Raw genomic sequence first — 18777 nt, 5'->3', positions numbered from 1 at the left:
CCGGTGCTCGAGCGGTTTCACGAACCGACGTCACTGTTTCGTCACCAGTTTCGCGGCCTCGATTCGGACTGGTTGGCCTAGCGTCGAAAAGGTGACCGAGACCCTCCACAACCCGGACGGCGTGACCGTTGTCATCCCGTGCCGAGACGAAGCTGAAGCTTTGCCAGCAGTGCTAGCCGCCATCCCGGCCGGGTTCCATGCGCTGGTCGTGGACAATGGCTCGACCGATGCCACGGCCGATGTGGCGCGCCGGTGCGGCGCTGCCGTGGTATCCGAAACGCAACCCGGGTACGGGGCTGCCGTGCAGGCTGGAATCGCCTCCGCCAGCACGGATTTGCTTGCCTTCCTGGACGGCGACGGGTCGATGGACCCGGGTGAGCTGCCATCGTTGGTCGATTTGGTGCGTGCGGGTGCGGATCTAGCCGTCGGACGACGCAAACCGGTGCGCCGGGGCGTATGGCCGTGGCATGCGCGGCTCGGCAATCTGGTCATCGCCGGGCGACTGCGCCGCCGATACGGGCTGCCCGTGCACGATATCGGCGCGATGCGGGTGGCCCGCCGCACTTCGCTGCTGGCCCTCGGCCCGCTGCACAGCCGCTCCGGCTATCCACTCCAATTGCTGATCGGTGCGGCGGGGGCGGGGTGGCGAGTGGTCGAGCGCGATATCGCGTATCGGCCACGGGCAGGCGGTGTTTCGAAGGTATCCGGATCGTGGCTCGGCACTCTGCGGGCCACTCGAGACTTCTTGGCGGTGTTGCGATGAATTACTGTCGCCCGTCGCCCGTGGCGGCGACACTGCTCGTGCTGGCCAAGGCGCCGATTCCCGGACTTGCCAAAACTCGTCTGACGCCGCCGCTTTCGCCGCGCGACGCGGCGCGAGTCGCCGCGGCATCGCTGCTGGACACGCTCGAGTCGATGTCGCGCAGTCCCGTCGCGCACCATATCGTCGCCTTGACCGGCGAGCTTTCCGACGCCGAGTGTGGCGATGAAGTCGCGAGTGCGCTGAGCGATTTCGAAGTAATTCCGCAGCGCGGTGCATCGTTCGGTGAGCGCCTGGCCAATGCCCACGCCGATGCCGCGCGGTACGGAATGCCGGTCCTGCAGATCGGCATGGACACACCGCAGATCGGCCCGGAAGTACTGACCTGGGCCGCACGCGAGCTCGTCCTGCGCGAAGATGCGCTGCTCGGTCCGGCCGACGACGGTGGTTGGTGGGCGCTCGGGCTGCCGATGCCGCAGCCGGCTCGCACGCTGGTCGAGGTCCCGATGTCGACCGATCGGACCGGTGAACTCACCCGAGATGCCATGCTGCGCTGCGATCTCCGGGTGCGCTCGCTGCCGCGCTACAACGATGTCGACACCTTCGCCGATGCCGTGGCCGTGGCCGCCGAATCCGATGGGCGGTTCGCCCGGCTGGTCCAGCAACTACACCGCTCCGTACTGGCGTCCCGATGATCGACATCTTCGATCTGGCGCTGGCGGGCGAGGACTGCTGGGTGTGTGATGCGGACGGGCGCCGGCATCCACTGCGGACCCGGCGCTGGTTGGGCTTCGACGAGGCCGACCGCCAAGCCGATACGGCGCTGACCTGCTGCTGCGACGGTCCCACGGTGGATCTGGGATGTGGCCCAGGACGGCTGGTTTCGGCACTGCTGCGGCGCGGGGTCATCGCACTCGGCGTCGATATCTCGCCGATGGCCGTGGCGGCCACCAGATTTCGCGGTGCACCGGCATTGCAGCGCGACCTGTTCGGGCCGCTGCCCGGAGCGGGCCGCTGGTCCTACGCGATTCTGGCGGACGGCAATATCGGCATCGGTGGCGATCCGGTGCGGATGCTCACCCGCGCGGGTGACCTGTTGGCCCGCGATGGGATCGCGGTGGTCGAATTCGCCCGTCCCGGTACCGGTGTGGTGTCGCATCCGATTCGGTTGGAGACGAGAACGCGGGTGGGGGAATGGTTTCCGTGGGCGCGGGTCGGGGTGGACCGCGCGGAAGACCTGGCTGCCGCGGCCGGGTTCCGGGTGCTGACCGCTGTGGAGGTGTCCGGGAGGCATATCGCCTGGTTGCAGTGGGAAGGGTCACGATCTGTGGGCGTCATGACGAGGAGTAGTTGGTAGCTGTGATCACGAATCGCTCGACAACCGCACGTGGACCAGAAGTCGCCAGTCGTGTGGGCATCGCCCTTGGCACCGCAATCCTGCTCTGCTTCGTAACCGGCCTACTGAGTCACTGGATCCAACATCCGCCGAGCTGGTTCTGGTGGCCGGCCCATCCCGTCTGGCTGTACCGGGTCACGCAAGGCACCCACGTGATAGCGGGTGTCGCCGCTATCCCATTGCTACTGGTGAAGCTGTGGGCGGTGTACCCCAGGCTATTTCAACGCCCGATCATCGGTTCGCCATTGCGCATACTCGAACGCGGCTCCATCGCCGTCCTCGTCGGCGCAACGATCTTCCAACTGTCCACCGGCCTGTTGAATATCGCTCAGTACTACCCATGGAAATTCTTCTTCCCCACCGCCCACTACGCCATGGCCTACATCGCCATCGGGGCACTCGCTGTCCATTTGGCTGTAAAGCTCCCCGTCATCCGCGACGCGCTACAAAGCCCGCTGACCGACACCAAAGTCGAATCCCCAACCGATTTCGTTGATTCCCCGGCTGAATCCAGTGCCCACGCGAAGACCGAGACTCAGGCGCAGGCCAGGTCCGATACCGGGGCTCAGGCGGCGGCCAAGGGCGAAGATGCGCTCGGAGCCGAGACTGTGCTCCGAGGCGGCGCGACCAAAGAAATAGCATCCCGACCTCATGTTTCGCGTCGCGCGGTGCTGACCGGCGCGGGGATTGCCGCGGTAGCCGCGGGTTTGGCCGTTGCCGGGCAGACGATTCCGTTCCTGCGGTGGGCTGCGGTGCTCGCGCCGCGCAGTGGGCACGGGCCGCAGGGGGTTCCGGTCAATCGGTCGGCCGCTGCGGCGGGTGTTGCTGATCGTGCTCGCGATCCGGGGTATCGGTTGACGGTCACGGTGGGTGATAAGAAGCGCCAATTCAGCAGGGAGGAACTGCTTTCCCTGCCGCAGACGCGGGCCAGTTTGCCGATTGCCTGCGTCGAAGGCTGGAGTGCGGGCGCCGACTGGTCGGGCGTTCGCCTGTTGGATCTGTTCGCGGCGGTCGGGGACTATCCAGGGGGTGATGTTCGATTCCGCTCTTTGGAGCAGACCGGTATCTATGGCAGTTCCATTCTCCCGCAACGTCATGTCGTCGATTCGAGCACGCTGGTCGCCCTGACCATCAATGGCGAAATCCTCGATCTCGACCACGGTTACCCGTGCCGCCTCATTGCCCCCAACCGGCCCGGTGTCCTGCAAACCAAGTGGCTGTCCGAAATCGAGGTTCTGTCATGATCGCGGCTCGCATCGCGCTGCTCCTTATCGGGCTCTGGCTGGGCTGGTACGGCATCAGCGCCTTATTCGATCTGCCCCCAATGGATCTCGCCTCGATCGCGATCTGGTTCGCGGGCGGCATCCTGGTCCACGATGCGATCTTCGCCCCCGTCTGCGCCGCCTTCGGACTCACCGGCCGGCACCTCCTCCCACCTACCTGGTGGGCGGTCACCGCCTGCGGCGCCATCTGCTCGGTCGCCCTGGTGCTGATCGCCCTCCCGGTTCTGGAGCGTCGCAATGCCATGGCCAGCAACCCGACCGTCCTGGACCGCAACTATCCCCTCGGCCTGACGATTGCCCTGATCACGGTGTGGTCCTTGGTCCTCATCGCCCACATCGTGACGAACCGGTCTGGCCACAACGACGCTGAGCGCACGCCTCGCAGTCTCATTTCCAGGACGGAAGAGTAGGCAGCGCCCCACTCAGGTCCGCCCCTTCGGATCGCCCGAGAAGCCAGGCGAGCACACCCGGGGCAGAACCGGTGATCGTGTGATCGGGGGCTCCTTCGCCAACGGTGGCGGTGAAGTCGGTATCGGTCGTGCGGACTTCGAACGCGGGTACTGGATCAGATGCGGCGGCAATGGCTTTGGTCAGATCCGCGGCGGCCCGGGGCAATAGCCTGGCGACGAATTCGCTCGGCCAGTCGGCAGGTTGGTAGTCGGCGCCCAGGTCGACATGATGGATCTCCACCTCCTGCAGCCGCATCCAGATGACCTCGGTCGCCGGAATCGGCCGGCCCTGCCGAGTGCGCACGGTCGCCGTCCACGCCTCCGCAGGCGTGGTCTGGGCCAGTGCGAGCCAGCGGTTCGCCGCGGCTTCGTTATCGGCCAACTGCTCGGCGAGCGGACGCGGCGCACCCGCCTCGATATCCGCGTTCCGGATGAACATGCTTGCGTACTGCGGTGTTTCGATTCCGGTGCGCGCCCACAGCAACAGGTTGACCAGGCTGTCGGCATTGCGCGCCAGATGGGCGAGCAGGTGGCCGCGGGTCCAGCCCGGCAGCAGCGTCGGCACGGTCACGTCGTCATCGAGCCCGCGAATGGTGTCGAGCAGGCGGTTGGTCGCCTCGGCGACGGTTTCGAGCTGAACGGTGGTTTCCGGAGCGTCGCTGGTCACCAGACCGACACTAGCGATCCGAGCCTCGCCCCGCCGGGCTAATTCCTATTCGCCGACGATCGCGTCGGCCTCGATTTCCACCAGTAGTGCGGGCGTGATCAGCGCTTTTATTTCGTACATCGACGCGGCCGGACGGATATCGCCGAATACCTCGGCGTGCGCCTCGGCGACCTCGGGCCAGCGGGAGATATCGGTGACGAAGATGCGCGTGCGAACGACATCGGCCAGGCTCGCACCCGCGTCGGTGAGCGCGGTGGCGATGCGGCGCAGGGTTTCCCGGGTCTGTTCGCCGATATCGTCACCGCCGACCGCATGGCCGCCGGGCAGCGCGGCGGTGGTGCCGCTGACGGCGACCGTCTTGCCGATGCGCACCGCCCGGGAGTAGCCGACGATATCCTCGAACTCCGAACCCGAAGCGATATTCACACGATCACTCATGGCGACAGCATGACACCAACTGGTCACTTGACCGTAGGCCTTTTGTCGGACGCACACGGTAAGCAGACACCCGTGAAAGCGCACCCCCGTATCACCGCCGTCGCCGTTCTCTGTGTCGGCGTGCTGGCCGCAGGCTGCTCGTCCTCGGACGGTAAGGCCGATTTCACCGTGGTCGCGGATCAGCCGCTGGTGATCTCCCTGGACGACCTGCTGGCCGCAACGGGTGGCACCGCCGCCGTGACGATCGCCGATCCGGAACACGGCTCGCTTACCCGCCGCCTCGACGGCGCGCTCGTCTACCAGCCCAAGGCGGGCTATACCGGCACGGACGAGTTGAAGGTCACCACCACCGACGCGGTTCGCCTGTACACCACCGACATTCCGCCGCTCGGCGAATTCGGTGGCACCACCGTGCAGGCGAGCGGTTACGGCTCAGCGTGGACACCGGTGCCCGGCGCGCCAGGTGAGTTCTACGGCCTCACCGATCGCGGTCCCAACGTGGACGGTCCCGGGAAGAACGAGAAGCTCACGCCGACACCGGGCTTCGTGCCCCAAATCGGCCGTTTCAAGCTGGTCGGCAATCGCGCGGTCCTGCAATCCAGGATCGAGCTGCACACCGCCAACGGCACCCCCTTCAACGGTCAGGTGGATATCGCGGCCAGCACCGGCGAGACCATCAAGGACCTCGCCGGAAATGTCTTACCGCCCACCGACCACGGCCTCGACCCCGAAGGCCTGGTCGCACTGGCCGATGGCACCTTCTGGGTCTCCGACGAATACGGCCCGTTCCTGGTGCATTTCGACGCCAAGGGCACGGAGCTCGAGCGTTTGGGCCCGGGATCCGGGCTGCCCAAGGAGCTTTCACTGCGCACGCCGAACCAGGGCATGGAGGGCCTGACCGTCACCCCGGACGGCGGCACCCTCGTCGGTGTCGTGCAGAGCGGCCTGAAAACCCCGGGCTTGGACGGTTCGGCCAAGGAGGTGCCGATCACCCGCATCGTCACCGTCGACCTGAAGACCAAGTCGGTCAAGGAATTCGTACTGCCGCTGCAGGATCCCAAGAGCACCAAGGTCGCCGACTCCGAGATCACCGCGCTCAGCGCCACCACCTTCCTGGTCGACGAGCGCGATGGCAACCTGCCCCCGAAGGCCGACAAGAAACTGTGGACCATCGATATCGCCGGCGCCACCGATATCGGCCCGGAGTCGAAGGTCGCGGGCGCGCAATACGATCCGGAACGCGGCGGTCTCCAGATCGACGGCAAGGCGCTGGAGACGCTGGTCGGCACGGTCTCGACGAATGACGGGGTCGCGGCGCTGAAGAAGGCGGGCATCACGCCCGTCGCCAAGACCGCGAAGCTGGACTTCACCGCACTGATCACCGGTCTGAACGCGGACGGCAAGTTCTACGGCCACGACAAGATCGAGGGCATCGCCACCCTGGACGGCGGCAAGACCCTCTACATCGCCAACGACAGCGACTTCGGCCTCGCCGCCAGCAAGGGCGACCAGCCGCCCTTCGGCCTGAAGCCCAAGACGCTGCCCAACGGTCTGCAGGACACCGGCGAAATCCTCGAGATCGACACCACCGAACTGCCCGCGAAACTCGACTCACACACCGTCCGCATCAAGGTCGGCTAGCCGGAATCGCCTTCGACCCACTCGCGGCCTTCCAGAATCACCGCCGCCGCCAACGTGATCAGCCACAGCGACATCGATCCGACCTGGATCCGCTGGGCGATCCCGAGCGCGTAATTACCGGTCAGGTTGTCGGCGACCAACATCCATATGGTCGCCGAGGACCCGATCACCAGCACCACCAAACCGGCCTCGCGCAGGATCCGCCAGCGGTGATACCGGAAGGCGGCCACGCTGAACGCGAAGGTCGCGATGGCGATCGAAGTGACCGCGATGGTGCTGGTCAGCGCGTGCGGCTGGTGCAACTGCGGGAACAGTTCGCTGCCACCGCCGCCGCATTCGGCGTTGTTCTCCGGAGTGCAATCGCGCAGCGGCAGCAGCACGTCGCCGATGGTCGCGGCGCCGAAGCAGAACAGCGCGACCCAGCCGATGGTGGTGAATCTGCGGCGCGGAAATAACAGCAGCCCGGCGATCGCCGTCGGCATCAGCAGCAGGCCGACGATCTTGTCGGCGGTCGCGAACACCTCTCGATGCGGCTTGCCCTCGGCATCGAGCTCACTGAGGAACGAGTTGACCGGATCGACGTCGATCTTGAGCACGAACTCCAGCAGCCAGGACGAATAGCAGAGTCCGCCGATCGCGATCGCCGCCGCGATGAGCCCGCAGGCCACCAGGACATGTCGTTCGGCGAGCCTCCGGCGATCAATCACTGGACCATTCTCCGCCTCCTCACTGGTCCGGTGATCAACAGTAGGTCAGTGTGTCCTAACAGGCAGCTCTTTCGCACACCTCACTACCAACTAGAGCACAGGGTTCTGCCAGGTCCGTTCGCGATGCTGGGAACAGGTAAGGAGGTTCCCATGATCGGATTCGCAACGGCCGTCGCCGGATTGATGGTGCTGACGGTGATGGCGGCGTCGGGGTACCTGGCCGCGCACGCCCCGCGCACGCTCGTTCGGGTGCGGCGACACCGCTAGCGACTGCTTGCAGGTCGCTCGAAAGGGTCAGCTAGCGACTGCTTGCAGGTCGCTCGAAAGGGTCAGCTAGCGACTGCTTGCCGGTCGCTCGAAAGGGTCGGCTAGCTCCGCTCGGCCAGTACCGCCTGGACTCGATCCGCCGCCGCAGCGGCATTCTCGTGTTCCCACACCCGGATCACCCGCCACCCCGCGGCGGCCAGTGCGGCATCGGTGGCCCGGTCACGGGCCACATTCCCGCTCAATTTGTCCGCCCACCACTGCGAATTGCTCTTCGGATCGGTCGCGTGCAGCGGACAGCGATGCCAGAAACACCCGTCGACATAGACCGCGACGCGCAGCCGCGGAAACACCAGATCCGCCCGCCGCCGCTGCCCGCGCAGTGGTGCCCGATCGACGAAGTAGCGCAACCCGCGCCGGTGCAATTCCCGGCGCAGCGCGAGTTCGGGTCGGGTTCCGGCGCGCCGCTGGCGCGCCATGCGCGCACTGGTGGCGGCGTCGGTGGGTGGACGCCGATCCGGGTTCATGACGAGCCGAACCTCATGCCGCCCAGCCGCCCATCCGATCGAGATGACCCTCCACATCGGCCAGAAATCCGGGCGGGAACCGTAGATTGCCCATTCCGGTGCGGCGCAGGAATCCGGCCGTCGCGCGGGCGGAGAGCAGCCGCGAATCGGTGAGGAAGTGGTGCAGATCCTCATACGGTTCGTGCACCGGCCATGTCGACACCGGCACCCGATAGGCCGCACCGCCCCGGCCCCATGCGGCGACCGGCCAGGGCCGTCCGGGCGGCAGCGGCTCGTCGCCGGGAATCGGATCGAGCGGTTCGGCCAGCCGGGCGCCGACCCAGGACGCCATCCGCACACTCACCGCATTGCCGATCAGCTTCCACCGGTGTCCGTGCCGGATCCCGGGCACCGAGGTCGCCGGTTCGGTCCAGTCCGCGTCGAAACCCTGCAGCCGCTCACCGTCGACGATGCCCGGCGTGACGATTTCGCCAGAGGGCAGCCGCACCGCGGGCGGACTCGCGATGCCCAGTGCCGAACCGCCCTTGAGCGTCGGGATCGCGTTCACCGCCCAGCCCAACCCGCGCACCCCCTCGGTCCAGTAGAAGCCGCACGGATCCTGTTGCGGGTCACCGAGATCGAGCGATCCGGCGTCATCACCGAACAGCACCCGGCGCGGATCCTCGGTGCGCGAAGCCAGCATCAGCACCCGCTGACGGCGCTGCGGCAACCCGAACGCCCGCGCGTCGACCACCCGGTATGCCCAGGTGTAGCCGAGCTCCTCCAGTGCGGCGGTGATATGCCGCATGGCCGCACCGCGACCCAGCTGCAGCATGAACGGCACATTCTCGATCAACAGCCAGCGCGGCCCGCGCTGTCGGCGCACCAGCCGGAACACCTCGTCCACCAGACCGGAGCGTTGTCCGGTGATGCCCGCGGTGCGCCCGGCCTGCGACAGGTCCTGGCAGGGAAAACCGGCGGCGACCAGTTCGGTGCCGGCTGGCAGCGCGCGCAATCGCGTGATATCGGCGTGCAATGGAATTCCGGGAAAGCGCGCCGCGAGCACCGCCTGCGCACCGGGATCGATCTCGCAGAGCAGCTCGGTATGCCAGCCATGGCCGCCGAGGCCGAGCTCCAGCCCGCCGATACCGGCGAACAGCCCGACCATCCGCCCGCCCGTCACAGTCTTCCCTTCTCACGGTTGCTCGCGGATCGCTCGGAACCACCAGCGCTGCGTATCCGCTCAGCAGGTTACTCGAGAAGTGAATGCGACGACCGGCGACGGCCACGGTAGTGTGTCGTGCATCCGATCCGACCGGACGCTTGTTGCGCACGGTCGAATCTCGTTTGCACGGCCGCTCGACGGCAGGAGACATTCTCCTAGCTCCCGCTCCTGCCGACCTCCGGCGCTCCAGCGTCGATTCGCAGTTCCCGGTTTATCCCAAAGTGTGACGCCAGGAAAGTGAGCGAAATGCAGATTCCGTCTACTAAGAACGGGAACTACCCCAATGTTGTCGTGACCAGTCTGGCGGCGACCACCTCGATCGCCGGTGACGTCGACTCCACTTGGAAGGGGCTGCTCAACGGTGAGAGCGGCATCGATGTGCTCGACGACAGCTTCATCGAGCAGTTCGAACTACCGGTGCGCATCGGCGGACATCTGAAGGTCAAGCCATCGGATAACCTCACCCGGCAGGAGACGCACCAGCTGTCCTACGTGGAACAGATGGCCGTGGTGCTCGGTCGTGAGGTCTGGCGCAACGCGGGAAGTCCTGAGGTGGACAAGAATCGGCTCGGGGTCGCCATCGGCACCGGACTCGGCGGCGGCGAATACATCACCTTCGCGCGGGACCGGCTGCAGAACGGCGGCTACCGCAAGGTGTCGCCGCTGACCGTGCAGCGCATCATGCCGAACGGCCCGGCCGCCTGCGTCGGCATGGAAATCGGCGCACGCGCGGGCGTGGTCACCCCGGTCTCGGCCTGCTCATCGGGCTCGGAGGCGATCGCCAATGCCTGGCAGATGATCGTCATGGGCGATGCCGACATGGTGGTCACCGGCGGCGTGGAGGGCTCCATTCAGGCGGTGCCTATCGCGGCGTTCACCATGATGCGCGCGATGAGCACCCGCAACGAGGACCCCAGGGCCGCCTCGCGACCGTTCGACAAGGACCGCGACGGTTTCGTCTTCGGTGAGGCGGGCGCGATGATGATCATCGAGACCGAGGAGCATGCGAAGGCGCGCGGCGCGACCATCCATGCCCGATTGCTGGGCGCCGGAATCACCTCTGACGCTTTCCATCTGGTCGCACCCGATCTCGAGGGCAAGGGCGCGGCGCGGGCGATGACCAGGGCCATGCAGAAGGCCGGAATCTCCAAGCGCGACGTCACCCATGTGAACGCGCACGCGACCGCGACCCCGATCGGCGATACCGCCGAGGCGCAGGCCATCAATGCCGCCGTGGGCGACCATGTTTCGGTCTACGCGCCGAAATCCGCACTGGGCCACTCGATCGGCGCGGTCGGCGCACTCGAATCGGTGCTGACGGTGCTCTCGGTGCGTGACGGCATCGTTCCGCCGACGCTGAATCTGGACAATCAGGATCCGGAAATCGAGCTCGACGTGGTCAAGGGCCAGGCCCGACCCGGACGAATCGACTACGCCGTGAACAACTCGTTCGGTTTCGGCGGACACAACGTCGCGATTGCCTTCGGGCGGTATTGAGCCCGCTCGGGAAGGCGCACCTGCTAGCCTTCCCGACGCTTCGTAATCGACCTGTGTTCGGTGTATTCGCACGGCCCGAGTGCCTGCGTTGGCAAAAGGATAAGGCGATGATCGACGAGACGTTCGACGACTATTTGGACGATCAGGGCAATATCAATATCCGTGACGACCGGACCCTGATCGACTTCGTCGACAAGCACAGCGCGGAGAACGGCGACGAGCTCGCCTACCGCTACATCGACTACTCGCGGGAACGCGATGGCGAGTATGTCGAGTTGACCTGGCATGAATTCGGCGTGCGGCTGCGTGCCGTCGCGGCCCGGTTGCAGCAGGTGACGCGTCCGGGCGATCGGGTGGCGGTCCTGGCCCCGCAGGGGCTGGACTATGTCGTCTCGATCTTCGCGGCGGTCTACGCGGGCAATATCGCTGTCCCGCTGTTCGATCCGGAGGAGCAGGGCCATACCGATCGCCTGCACGCGGTGCTCAACGACTGCGCGCCAGCGGCCATTCTGACCGTCGGCTCGGCCGCGGCGGGTGTGCGGAAATTCTTCCGGCACCTCCCGGCGGCGCAGCGTCCGCGCATCATCGCCGTCGACGCGATTCCGAATAGCGTCGGATCGACCTGGGTACGGCCGAAGATCAATATCGATAGCGTCGCCTACCTGCAGTACACCTCGGGATCCACCCGGACCCCGGCCGGTGTCGAGATCACCCACCGCGCGGTTGGCACCAATCTGTTGCAGATGATCGATGCCATCGGCGTGCAAGAGAATTCACGCGGCGTCACCTGGTTGCCGCTATTCCACGATATGGGTCTGCTGTCCGTGATCCTGCCGACCATCGGCGGTGGATTCATTACGATCATGTCGCCGAGCGCGTTCGTGCGGCGGCCGTACCGCTGGATCAAGGAATTGGCCGCCGCCTCCGACGGCGCCGGAACATTCGCGGCCGCACCGAATTTCGCATACGAGCACGCCGCGGCCCGCGGTAAGCCGAAAGCCGGTGAGGAACTCGACCTTTCGAATGTAATCGGGTTGATCAACGGCAGTGAGCCGGTGTCGGTGTCGTCGATGCAGAAGTTCAACGAGGCCTTCGCGCCGTACGGTCTGCCAAAGACCGCGCTGAAGCCCTGCTACGGCATGGCGGAGGCGACATTGTTCGTCTCGGCGACCAAGGCCGAGGATGAGGCGAAGGTCGTCTATGTGGATCGCAATGAACTCAGCGCGGGCCGCATGGTCGAAGTGCCCAAGGGCACCGAGAATTCGATCGCGCAGGTGTCCTGCGGTTATGTCGCGCTATCGCAGTGGGCGGTGATCGTCGATCCGGAGACCGGTATCGAGCGCGAAAACGGCGAGGTCGGCGAAATCTGGTTGCACGGCGACAATATGGGCATCGGATATTGGGGTCGGCCGGAGGAGACCGAGGCGACCTTCCACAACAGGCTCGCGCGGCGACTACCGGAGGGCAGTCACGCGCAGGGCACCGACTCGGACGCGAAGTGGATGCGCACCGGCGACTACGGCGTCTACCTCGACGGCGAGTTGTACATCACCGGGCGGGTGAAGGATCTGGTGATCGTCGACGGGCGCAATCACTATCCGCAGGATCTGGAGTTCTCGGCACAGGAATCCAGCGATGCACTGCGGCCCGGATTCGTCGCGGCGTTCTCCGTGCCCGCGAATCAGCTGCCCGCGTTGGTTTTCGAGCAGGGCAGCCGTTCCGGCCTCACCTTCGACGCCGATGACACCTCGGAGCAGTTGGTCATCGTGGCCGAGCGCGGCACCGGTGCGGCGAAACTGGATCCGGAGCCGATCGCCGATATCGTGCGCGTCGCCATCGCACAGCGCCACGGCGTGACCGTGCGCGACCTGCTGCTGGTCCCGGCCGGTTCGATTCCGCGCACCTCCAGCGGCAAGATCGCCCGACGGGCCTGTCGCGCCGCGTATTTGGAGGGCACGCTGCGCGGCGGTTATCAGCAGCAGGATTTCCCGGACGCTGCGGCGGAGCGGGGGCGAGCGACCCGCTGATCGACGAATGCGTCGGTACAATCGAATTGGTGGATATCGGCGCCCGGGATCCGGGCGCCGATGTCGTCTGCGGGCGGTGTGACCCTGGGGTCGGGGTGTTGCCGGGGGGTTCTTGACCTCGAGGTTACTCGAGGTTGTTGGCTGTTGGCGTGGCGGAAAATCGGTTGGCCGATCTCGAGACTGATGCCACGCTGGAATGTCGGACCCCGGTGCGAACATCACCGGAAGGTCCGCTCGCGACATCAGCCAATCCACGCAGACCACGAGGGGGAGCTTTGTCCGTCACGCTCGATACGCCGAAGGCCGATACGGAGGTCGATAGACCCGAGCGTCCGGCCGCCGCGGCGTCGGGTCGCCTGCATTCACTACGCCGATTCCTGCCGTACCTGCGGCCGCATCTGGCCGCGCTACTCGGCGCGACCGGGCTTGCGGCGACCGCCGCCTTGACGGCGATCGTGATCCCGCTGGTCATCGCGCGGATCATCGACGGTCCGATCCAGCAGCGCGATTTCGCGGGTGTCGTGGTTCCGGTGCTGGTGGTGCTGCTGCTCGGTCTGGTGGAGGCGTTCGGTGTATGGGGACGTCGGTGGCTAATCGCGAGGCCGGCGGCTCAGTTCGAGATCGCCATGCGCGCCAAGATCTTCCGCAAGTTGCAGACGTTGTCGATCGGACGCCACGATGCCTGGGAGTCCGGCCAGTTGCTGTCGCGCGCGGTCGACGATATGGGCACGATGAAGCGATTCGTCGCGTTCGCGGGGCCGTTCCTGATCATCCACTGCGTCGTGATTCCGGTCGGTCTGCTGGTGCTGCTCGCGCTGAGCTGGCGGATCGGGCTGATCTTCGCGATCGTGGCGCTGCCGCTGACCTACGTCTGCCTGCGGTTCGAGCGCCGCTACGGGGTCGCCTCGCGGCGCTCGCAGGATCAGTCCGGCGATCTGGCCACCACCGCCGAGGAGTCGGCGCAGGGCATCCGGGTGCTGAAGGCATTCGGTCGCGGCGCGTTCTTCGGCGGGCGGTTCACCGCGCAGTCGCGCGAACTGCAACAGACCGAACTACTCAAGGTGCGGCTGGACGCCACGCTGTGGTCGGCGATGGTGAGTCTGCCGCAGCTGGCCATCGCCTTCGCGCTCGGCTACGGCGGATACGCCGTCGCGCACGGCACCATGACGCTCGGCACCCTGGTCGCGGGCATTACGCTGGCGACCTTCCTGCAGTGGCCGATCATCTGGACCGGCTTCCTGCTCGCCGAGTGGAACGACGCGCGCACCGCGGCGGATCGGTTCTGGGAGATCATCGACACCCCGGTCGATATCACCGATCCAGCCGATCCGGTCGAACTGCCGGAACGGATCGTCGGCGAATTGGCGCTGCACGGTGTGCGTTTCGCCTTTCCGGAGGCGAAGGGTGAGGTACTGCACGATATTTCGCTGAAGGTGCGTCCCGGCGAGACGGTGGCGCTGGTCGGTGCGACCGGTAGCGGAAAGACGGCGCTGCTCAACCTGATTCCGCGGCTCTACGACGTGACCGGCGGCGCCATCACCATCGACGGCATCGATATCGCATCGATGCGGGTCGCCGACCTGCGTTCGCTGGTCTCGGTGGCGTTCGAGGAGCCGGTGCTCTTCTCGGCGAGTGTGCGGGAGAACGTCGCGCTCGGCGATCCGGAGGCCGGCGACGACGATGTGTGGCGCGCGCTCGATGTCGCCCAGGCCACCGATTTCGTGAACGACCTGCCATGGGGCCTGGACACCAGGATCGGCGAGCAGGGGCTGAGCCTGTCCGGCGGTCAGCGCCAGCGGCTGGCCCTGGCCCGCGCGGTGCTCGCTCGCGACAGCGCGGGGGAGCGGACCCGCATCATGGTGCTCGACGACCCGCTCTCCGCACTCGATGTGGAGACCGAGGAGCGCGTGCAGGAACGGCTGCGCACGGTGCTGGCCGGGGCCACCACTCTGCTTGTGGCGCACCGCCCTTCGACCGCGGCACTGGCCGACCGGGTGGCGCTGCTCGCCGACGGCCGGATCATCGCCGAGGGCGCGCACGATCAACTACTGAAAACCAGCAGTCGCTACCGCGAACTGATGGGAGGTCAAGCATGACCACGACCGAAACCGCTGTCCCCGCCGATGACTCGGCCGACCGCGACGAGGTCGCCGACTGGCGCGGCATCGCCAACGAGGACAAGGAGGTGACCGAGACCGGAAATCTGGTGCTGGCCGGTCGATCCCGGCGGCTACTGCTGAGCCTGGTTCGGCCCTACCGCAAGCTCGCGATCCTGGCCATGGTGCTGATCGTGCTCGATAACGCCGCGATGGTCTCCGCGCCGCTGTTCGTCGCACACGGGCTCGATACCGGCATCGCCGAGGGGGTCGAGGGGAACTGGGTGCCCTTGGCGCTCACCGTCGTCGGCTATCTGGGTGCGATCGGGCTCGGTGTCTGCACCACCTTCGTGTTCCTGCGAATCTCCGGAAAGCTCAGCCAGAGCGTGCTCTTCGACCTGCGGGTCCGGCTGTTCGGGCATATGCAGCGGCTCAGCGTGGCGTTCCATGAGAAGTACACCTCCGGCAAGGTGGTCGCGCGGCTGACCGGTGATATCGAGACGCTGCAGCAGCTGCTGGAGAGTGCGCTGAATCAGGCACTGAGCGCGATCCTTTCGGTGCTGACCATCGCGGTGCTGCTGATCTACCTCGATCAGACGCTCGCCGCGATCGTGCTGCTCGGCTTCGTGCCATTGGCGCTGGTCACCCGCTGGGCGCAGCGCAGGCAGCGGGCCGGGTACCGGCGCACCCGCGGGGCAATCGCGAAAGTCGTTGTGCAGTTCGTGGAGTCGATGGGCGGCATGCGCGCGGTGCAGGCCTTCCAGCGCGAGGCCCGCAACGAATCGGTGCTGGCCACCGAGGACGCCGAATACTTCCAGGCGACCACCAGCGCCATGCGCGGCATGGGCGACTACGCCGGACTCACCCGCCTGCTCGGCAATCTGACCACCGTGGTCGTCATCGTGGTCGGCGCCTGGCAGGTGATCCACGGCAACCTCGCCGTGGGCGTCCTCGCGGCATACCTGTTGTACCTCAACGACTTCTACGGCCCCCTCGACGAACTGGCCCAGGTATTCAACGCCTACCAGTCCGCGGCCGCCGCCCTGGAAAAGATCTCCGGCGTCCTCGAGGAGGAGCCCTCGGTCGAGGAACCGAAGGCCCCGATCGCGTTGGCCAAGGCAACCGGCGCGGTGCGGATGGACCACGTGTGGTTCGGCTACGGATCACCCACCGATGGCGAGGCGCCGTCCGATACGCCCGGTCGGGCGCGCCCGGTGCTGCCGGAGTTCTCGCTGGAGATTCCGGCCGGACAGGTGATCGCGCTGGTCGGTGCGACCGGTGCGGGCAAGTCCACCTTGGCCAAGCTGCTGACCCGGTTCTATGACCCGTCCGGCGGCACGGTGAGTTTGGACGGCATCGACCTGCGGCGGTTGTCCGATGTGGATCTGCGACGCAATGTCGTGATGGTCACCCAGGAGTCGTATCTGTTCTCCGGGTCGGTGGCCGACAATATCCGGCTCGGGCGGCCGGAGGCCAGCGATGCGGAGGTGATCGCGGCGGCGCGCGCGGTCGGGCTGTACGACTTCGTCACCGCACTGCCGGAGGGGTTCGACACCGACGTGCGCAAGCGCGGTGGGCGATTGTCGGCGGGCCAGCGTCAGCTGGTCGCGTTCGCCAGGGTGTTCCTGGCCGATCCGGCGGTGATCGTGCTCGACGAGGCGACCTCGAGCCTGGACATTCCCAGCGAGCGGCAGATCCAGCGGGCACTGGAGACGGTGCTGCGCGATCGCACCGCCATGATCATCGCGCATCGGCTGTCCACGGTCGCGATCGCCGACCGGGTCCTGGTGCTGGAGTCCGGCCGGATCGTCGAGGACGGGGCGCCCAGCGAGCTCATCGCGGGCGCCGGACGGTTCGCCAGCCTGCACGCCGCGTGGCGCGAGTCGCTGGTGTGATGCGGGGGTGTTGCGCGCGTCGCTTACCGTAGATATGTGACGAATCCAGCTCTCGGCCCCGACAGCCAACCGGAGGCATCCCGGTGGCCGACGATCCTCACGTGGCGCGCGCACAACGCGTCGCGGATGGAGTCCGTCCGCGTCACCCTCAACGGCAACCGCATCCGCGCCGCCGGTCGCATGATCGGCGGCGAATGCGCGGAACACCCCGCCTTCAGCGCCTCCTACGACCTGGTCACCGACGAGAACGGCGTCACCAAACGACTATCCCTGCGCAGCACCACCGCCGCCGGGGAACGCCAGGCCTCGATCGCCAGGGACGAGGAGAACTACTGGCTCGTCGACGCGGGCGGCGGCCACGTCCGCTCCACCTTCGCGGGCGCCCTGGACGTCGACGTCGTCCTCAGCCCGTTCTTCAACACCCTCCCCATCCGCCGCTTCGGACTCCAGAACGCCGTCGACGACATCCAGGTCCCGGTCGTCTACGTCCGCCTACCCGATCTCCTCGTCCAGGAAGCCAGCCTCACCTACAGCAGCGGCGCCACCGGCATCAGCGTGCTGTCCCCCGTCTCCAGCGCCACCGTCACCGTCGACGCCGACGGCTTCCTCCTCGACTACCCGGGCCTCGCCGAACGCATCTGACCACCCGGATCCCGCCGGCGTCCGCGCACCGTTGCCCGCGCCGCACACAGATTCGCCGGGCGAATTCGTGGGTCGCGGGCAAAGTTGCGTGCCTGAGAAGTTGTCCGGGAGTGGCCACCGCAGCCTTGTGAGGAGAGCACACCGCCGCGTCGACTCGAACACGCGGATGCCCTGGCCAATTGTCGTCGCTGGGCGGATATCTGCGGCGTGATCAGCGCTGCGCGGTTCATAGTGCGCGCGGGCGCAGTAGCGCCTCGATGAGATCGACAGATGTGCCTCATGGCCCCGATAGCGTCGCCGCGATCACTCCAGCTTGGTGATCACCCCGCCGCGCTGGCCTGCCTCGCGCAAAGCTTCCAGCCAGTTGTGGTCGCCGGGGTGGATGTCGGTGATTTCCCAGCGCTGTGTGGTTTCGTAGCGTTCGCGGGCGTCGTGTCCGGCTTCGACGAGGTCGACCAAGGTGTCCGCGTCGCGGAGGCTGTCGCGGGCGGCGCTCAGTACGGTGAGCGTTTCCTCCAGTACGTCCAGCAGGGCTGCGGCATTGGGTTCGCAGATGGCGCGGACGAGGTCAGGGGCGGTGGCGGCCACGCGGGTGCCGTCCCGGAACGAGCCCGCGGCCAAGCCGAGCGCCAGGTCGCCGCCCGCCGCGCCGGACACCGCAAGCGCCTCCGCCAGCACATGCGGCAGATGCGAGATCCGGGCCACCGCCCGGTCGTGCTCGTCCGCCACCACCGGGGTGACCACCGCGCCGCAGGACAGCGCCAGCCGCACCACCCGGCGCCACGGCTCGGGGCGGGTGCCCGCATCCACCCCGACCGCCCATACCGCATCCCGGAACAGGCCGGGATCGGTGGCCGCCCAACCGGATTCGGAGGTACCGGCCATCGGATGCCCGCCGACGTAACGGGCCGCGAGCCCATGCCGCTGCACCGCCTCGGCCACCGGCGCCTTGACGCTCACCACATCGGTGAGCGAGCAGCCCGGCGCGATTCGCGCCACCTCGGCGAGGATGTGGTCCACCGCGGGCATCGGCACCGCGACGACGATCAGCGCATCGGCATCGGCGGCCCGGGTCAGCGCCCCGAGCAGATCCTGCGTGACATCGAATCCGTCGGCGCTCGCGGCCCGTGCACCATCCTCTGACCTGTTGTAACCCCAGGCGTCATAGCCGGCGCCGACGGCGGCGCGCAGCAGTGAACCGCCGATCAAGCCCGTCCCGAGGACACACACCGGTGCTTTCTGGTCAGGAGTCATCGGAACAGATTCGCATACGACTTCAACATT

At 66.9% G+C, this 18777-nt stretch carries 17 protein-coding genes; 11 read left to right on the top strand and 6 right to left on the bottom strand.

Features of this window, described 5'->3' with window-relative positions:
* Positions 1 to 91: 91 nt before the first annotated feature.
* The 5 genes from ACHQ4I_RS01310 to ACHQ4I_RS01290 are packed head-to-tail and all read left to right on the top strand — an operon-like array spanning position 92 to position 3849.
* Entirely contained in the window at positions 92 to 763 is a 672-nt protein-coding gene (locus ACHQ4I_RS01310) for a glycosyltransferase family 2 protein (protein WP_420769782.1), read from the top strand.
* On the top strand, positions 760 to 1455 hold the full coding sequence (locus ACHQ4I_RS01305; protein ID WP_420769781.1) for a TIGR04282 family arsenosugar biosynthesis glycosyltransferase: 696 nt from the start codon (positions 760 to 762) through the stop codon (positions 1453 to 1455). The genes ACHQ4I_RS01310 and ACHQ4I_RS01305 overlap by 4 nt, the downstream gene beginning before the upstream one ends.
* Entirely contained in the window at positions 1452 to 2117 is a 666-nt protein-coding gene (locus tag ACHQ4I_RS01300) for a methyltransferase domain-containing protein (protein WP_420769780.1), read from the top strand. The genes ACHQ4I_RS01305 and ACHQ4I_RS01300 overlap by 4 nt, the downstream gene beginning before the upstream one ends.
* A 53-nt stretch (positions 2118 to 2170) precedes the next feature.
* Positions 2171 to 3400 (top strand): molybdopterin-dependent oxidoreductase, encoded by a 1230-nt coding sequence (locus ACHQ4I_RS01295; protein ID WP_420769779.1) that lies wholly within the window; start codon positions 2171 to 2173, stop codon positions 3398 to 3400.
* The gene (locus ACHQ4I_RS01290; RefSeq protein ID WP_420769778.1) at positions 3397 to 3849 is read left to right on the top strand and encodes a hypothetical protein; all 453 of its coding nucleotides are present in this window, start codon (positions 3397 to 3399) and stop codon (positions 3847 to 3849) included. Before ACHQ4I_RS01295 ends, ACHQ4I_RS01290 begins: the two co-directional genes overlap by 4 nt.
* On the opposite strand, the gene ACHQ4I_RS01285 is transcribed toward ACHQ4I_RS01290, so the two are convergent.
* The gene (locus tag ACHQ4I_RS01285; RefSeq protein ID WP_420769777.1) at positions 3827 to 4555 is read right to left on the bottom strand and encodes a maleylpyruvate isomerase family mycothiol-dependent enzyme; all 729 of its coding nucleotides are present in this window, start codon (positions 4553 to 4555) and stop codon (positions 3827 to 3829) included. The genes ACHQ4I_RS01290 and ACHQ4I_RS01285 overlap by 23 nt on opposite strands.
* Positions 4556 to 4600: 45 nt before the next feature.
* Entirely contained in the window at positions 4601 to 4993 is a 393-nt protein-coding gene (locus ACHQ4I_RS01280; RefSeq protein ID WP_420769776.1) for a RidA family protein, read from the bottom strand.
* 72 nt (positions 4994 to 5065) lie between these two features.
* Between ACHQ4I_RS01280 and ACHQ4I_RS01275 the strand changes: the two genes are divergently transcribed.
* Positions 5066 to 6634, top strand: coding sequence for an esterase-like activity of phytase family protein (locus ACHQ4I_RS01275; RefSeq protein WP_420769775.1), 1569 nt, complete (start codon positions 5066 to 5068; stop codon positions 6632 to 6634).
* Here the strand turns inward: ACHQ4I_RS01275 and ACHQ4I_RS01270 are convergent.
* From ACHQ4I_RS01270 to ACHQ4I_RS01260, 3 genes are all read right to left on the bottom strand, one after another.
* Positions 6631 to 7341, bottom strand: coding sequence for a DUF998 domain-containing protein (locus tag ACHQ4I_RS01270; protein WP_420769774.1), 711 nt, complete (start codon positions 7339 to 7341; stop codon positions 6631 to 6633). The two genes, ACHQ4I_RS01275 and ACHQ4I_RS01270, sit on opposite strands and share 4 nt — an antisense overlap.
* 368 nt (positions 7342 to 7709) lie before the next feature.
* Complete coding sequence (locus tag ACHQ4I_RS01265) at positions 7710 to 8132, bottom strand: very short patch repair endonuclease (protein ID WP_420769773.1); 423 nt, start codon at positions 8130 to 8132, stop codon at positions 7710 to 7712.
* A gap of 13 nt (positions 8133 to 8145) precedes the next feature.
* Positions 8146 to 9279 carry a DNA cytosine methyltransferase gene (locus ACHQ4I_RS01260; protein ID WP_420770157.1) on the bottom strand — a complete coding sequence of 378 codons (1134 nt, stop codon included), beginning with the start codon at positions 9277 to 9279 and terminating at the stop codon, positions 8146 to 8148.
* 303 nt (positions 9280 to 9582) lie between these two features.
* Between ACHQ4I_RS01260 and ACHQ4I_RS01255 the strand changes: the two genes are divergently transcribed.
* From ACHQ4I_RS01255 to ACHQ4I_RS01235, 5 genes are all read left to right on the top strand, one after another.
* Positions 9583 to 10833 (top strand): KasA/KasB family beta-ketoacyl-ACP synthase, encoded by a 1251-nt coding sequence (locus ACHQ4I_RS01255; protein ID WP_420769772.1) that lies wholly within the window; start codon positions 9583 to 9585, stop codon positions 10831 to 10833.
* 107 nt (positions 10834 to 10940) lie between these two features.
* Positions 10941 to 12860, top strand: a complete 1920-nt coding sequence (gene fadD32, locus ACHQ4I_RS01250; protein WP_420769771.1) for a long-chain-fatty-acid--AMP ligase FadD32 — start codon at positions 10941 to 10943, stop codon at positions 12858 to 12860.
* A 275-nt stretch (positions 12861 to 13135) separates the two neighbouring features.
* Positions 13136 to 14956: an ABC transporter ATP-binding protein gene (locus ACHQ4I_RS01245; protein ID WP_420769770.1), complete on the top strand. Its 1821-nt coding sequence runs from the start codon at positions 13136 to 13138 to the stop codon at positions 14954 to 14956.
* On the top strand, positions 14953 to 16851 hold the full coding sequence (locus tag ACHQ4I_RS01240; RefSeq protein WP_420769769.1) for an ABC transporter ATP-binding protein: 1899 nt from the start codon (positions 14953 to 14955) through the stop codon (positions 16849 to 16851). The genes ACHQ4I_RS01245 and ACHQ4I_RS01240 overlap by 4 nt, the downstream gene beginning before the upstream one ends.
* A 36-nt stretch (positions 16852 to 16887) precedes the next feature.
* Positions 16888 to 17493, top strand: a complete 606-nt coding sequence (locus tag ACHQ4I_RS01235; protein ID WP_420769768.1) for a putative glycolipid-binding domain-containing protein — start codon at positions 16888 to 16890, stop codon at positions 17491 to 17493.
* A 303-nt stretch (positions 17494 to 17796) separates the two neighbouring features.
* Here the strand turns inward: ACHQ4I_RS01235 and ACHQ4I_RS01230 are convergent, their stop codons facing one another.
* The gene (locus tag ACHQ4I_RS01230; RefSeq protein WP_420769767.1) at positions 17797 to 18747 is read right to left on the bottom strand and encodes a prephenate dehydrogenase; all 951 of its coding nucleotides are present in this window, start codon (positions 18745 to 18747) and stop codon (positions 17797 to 17799) included.
* Positions 18748 to 18777 lie beyond the last annotated feature (30 nt).

Source organism: Nocardia nepalensis (assembly GCF_048910785.1).
GTDB lineage: Bacteria > Actinomycetota > Actinomycetes > Mycobacteriales > Mycobacteriaceae > Nocardia > Nocardia nepalensis.
Note: the sequence above shows the minus strand (reverse complement) of the source record. Positions and strands in the feature narration are given on the sequence as shown.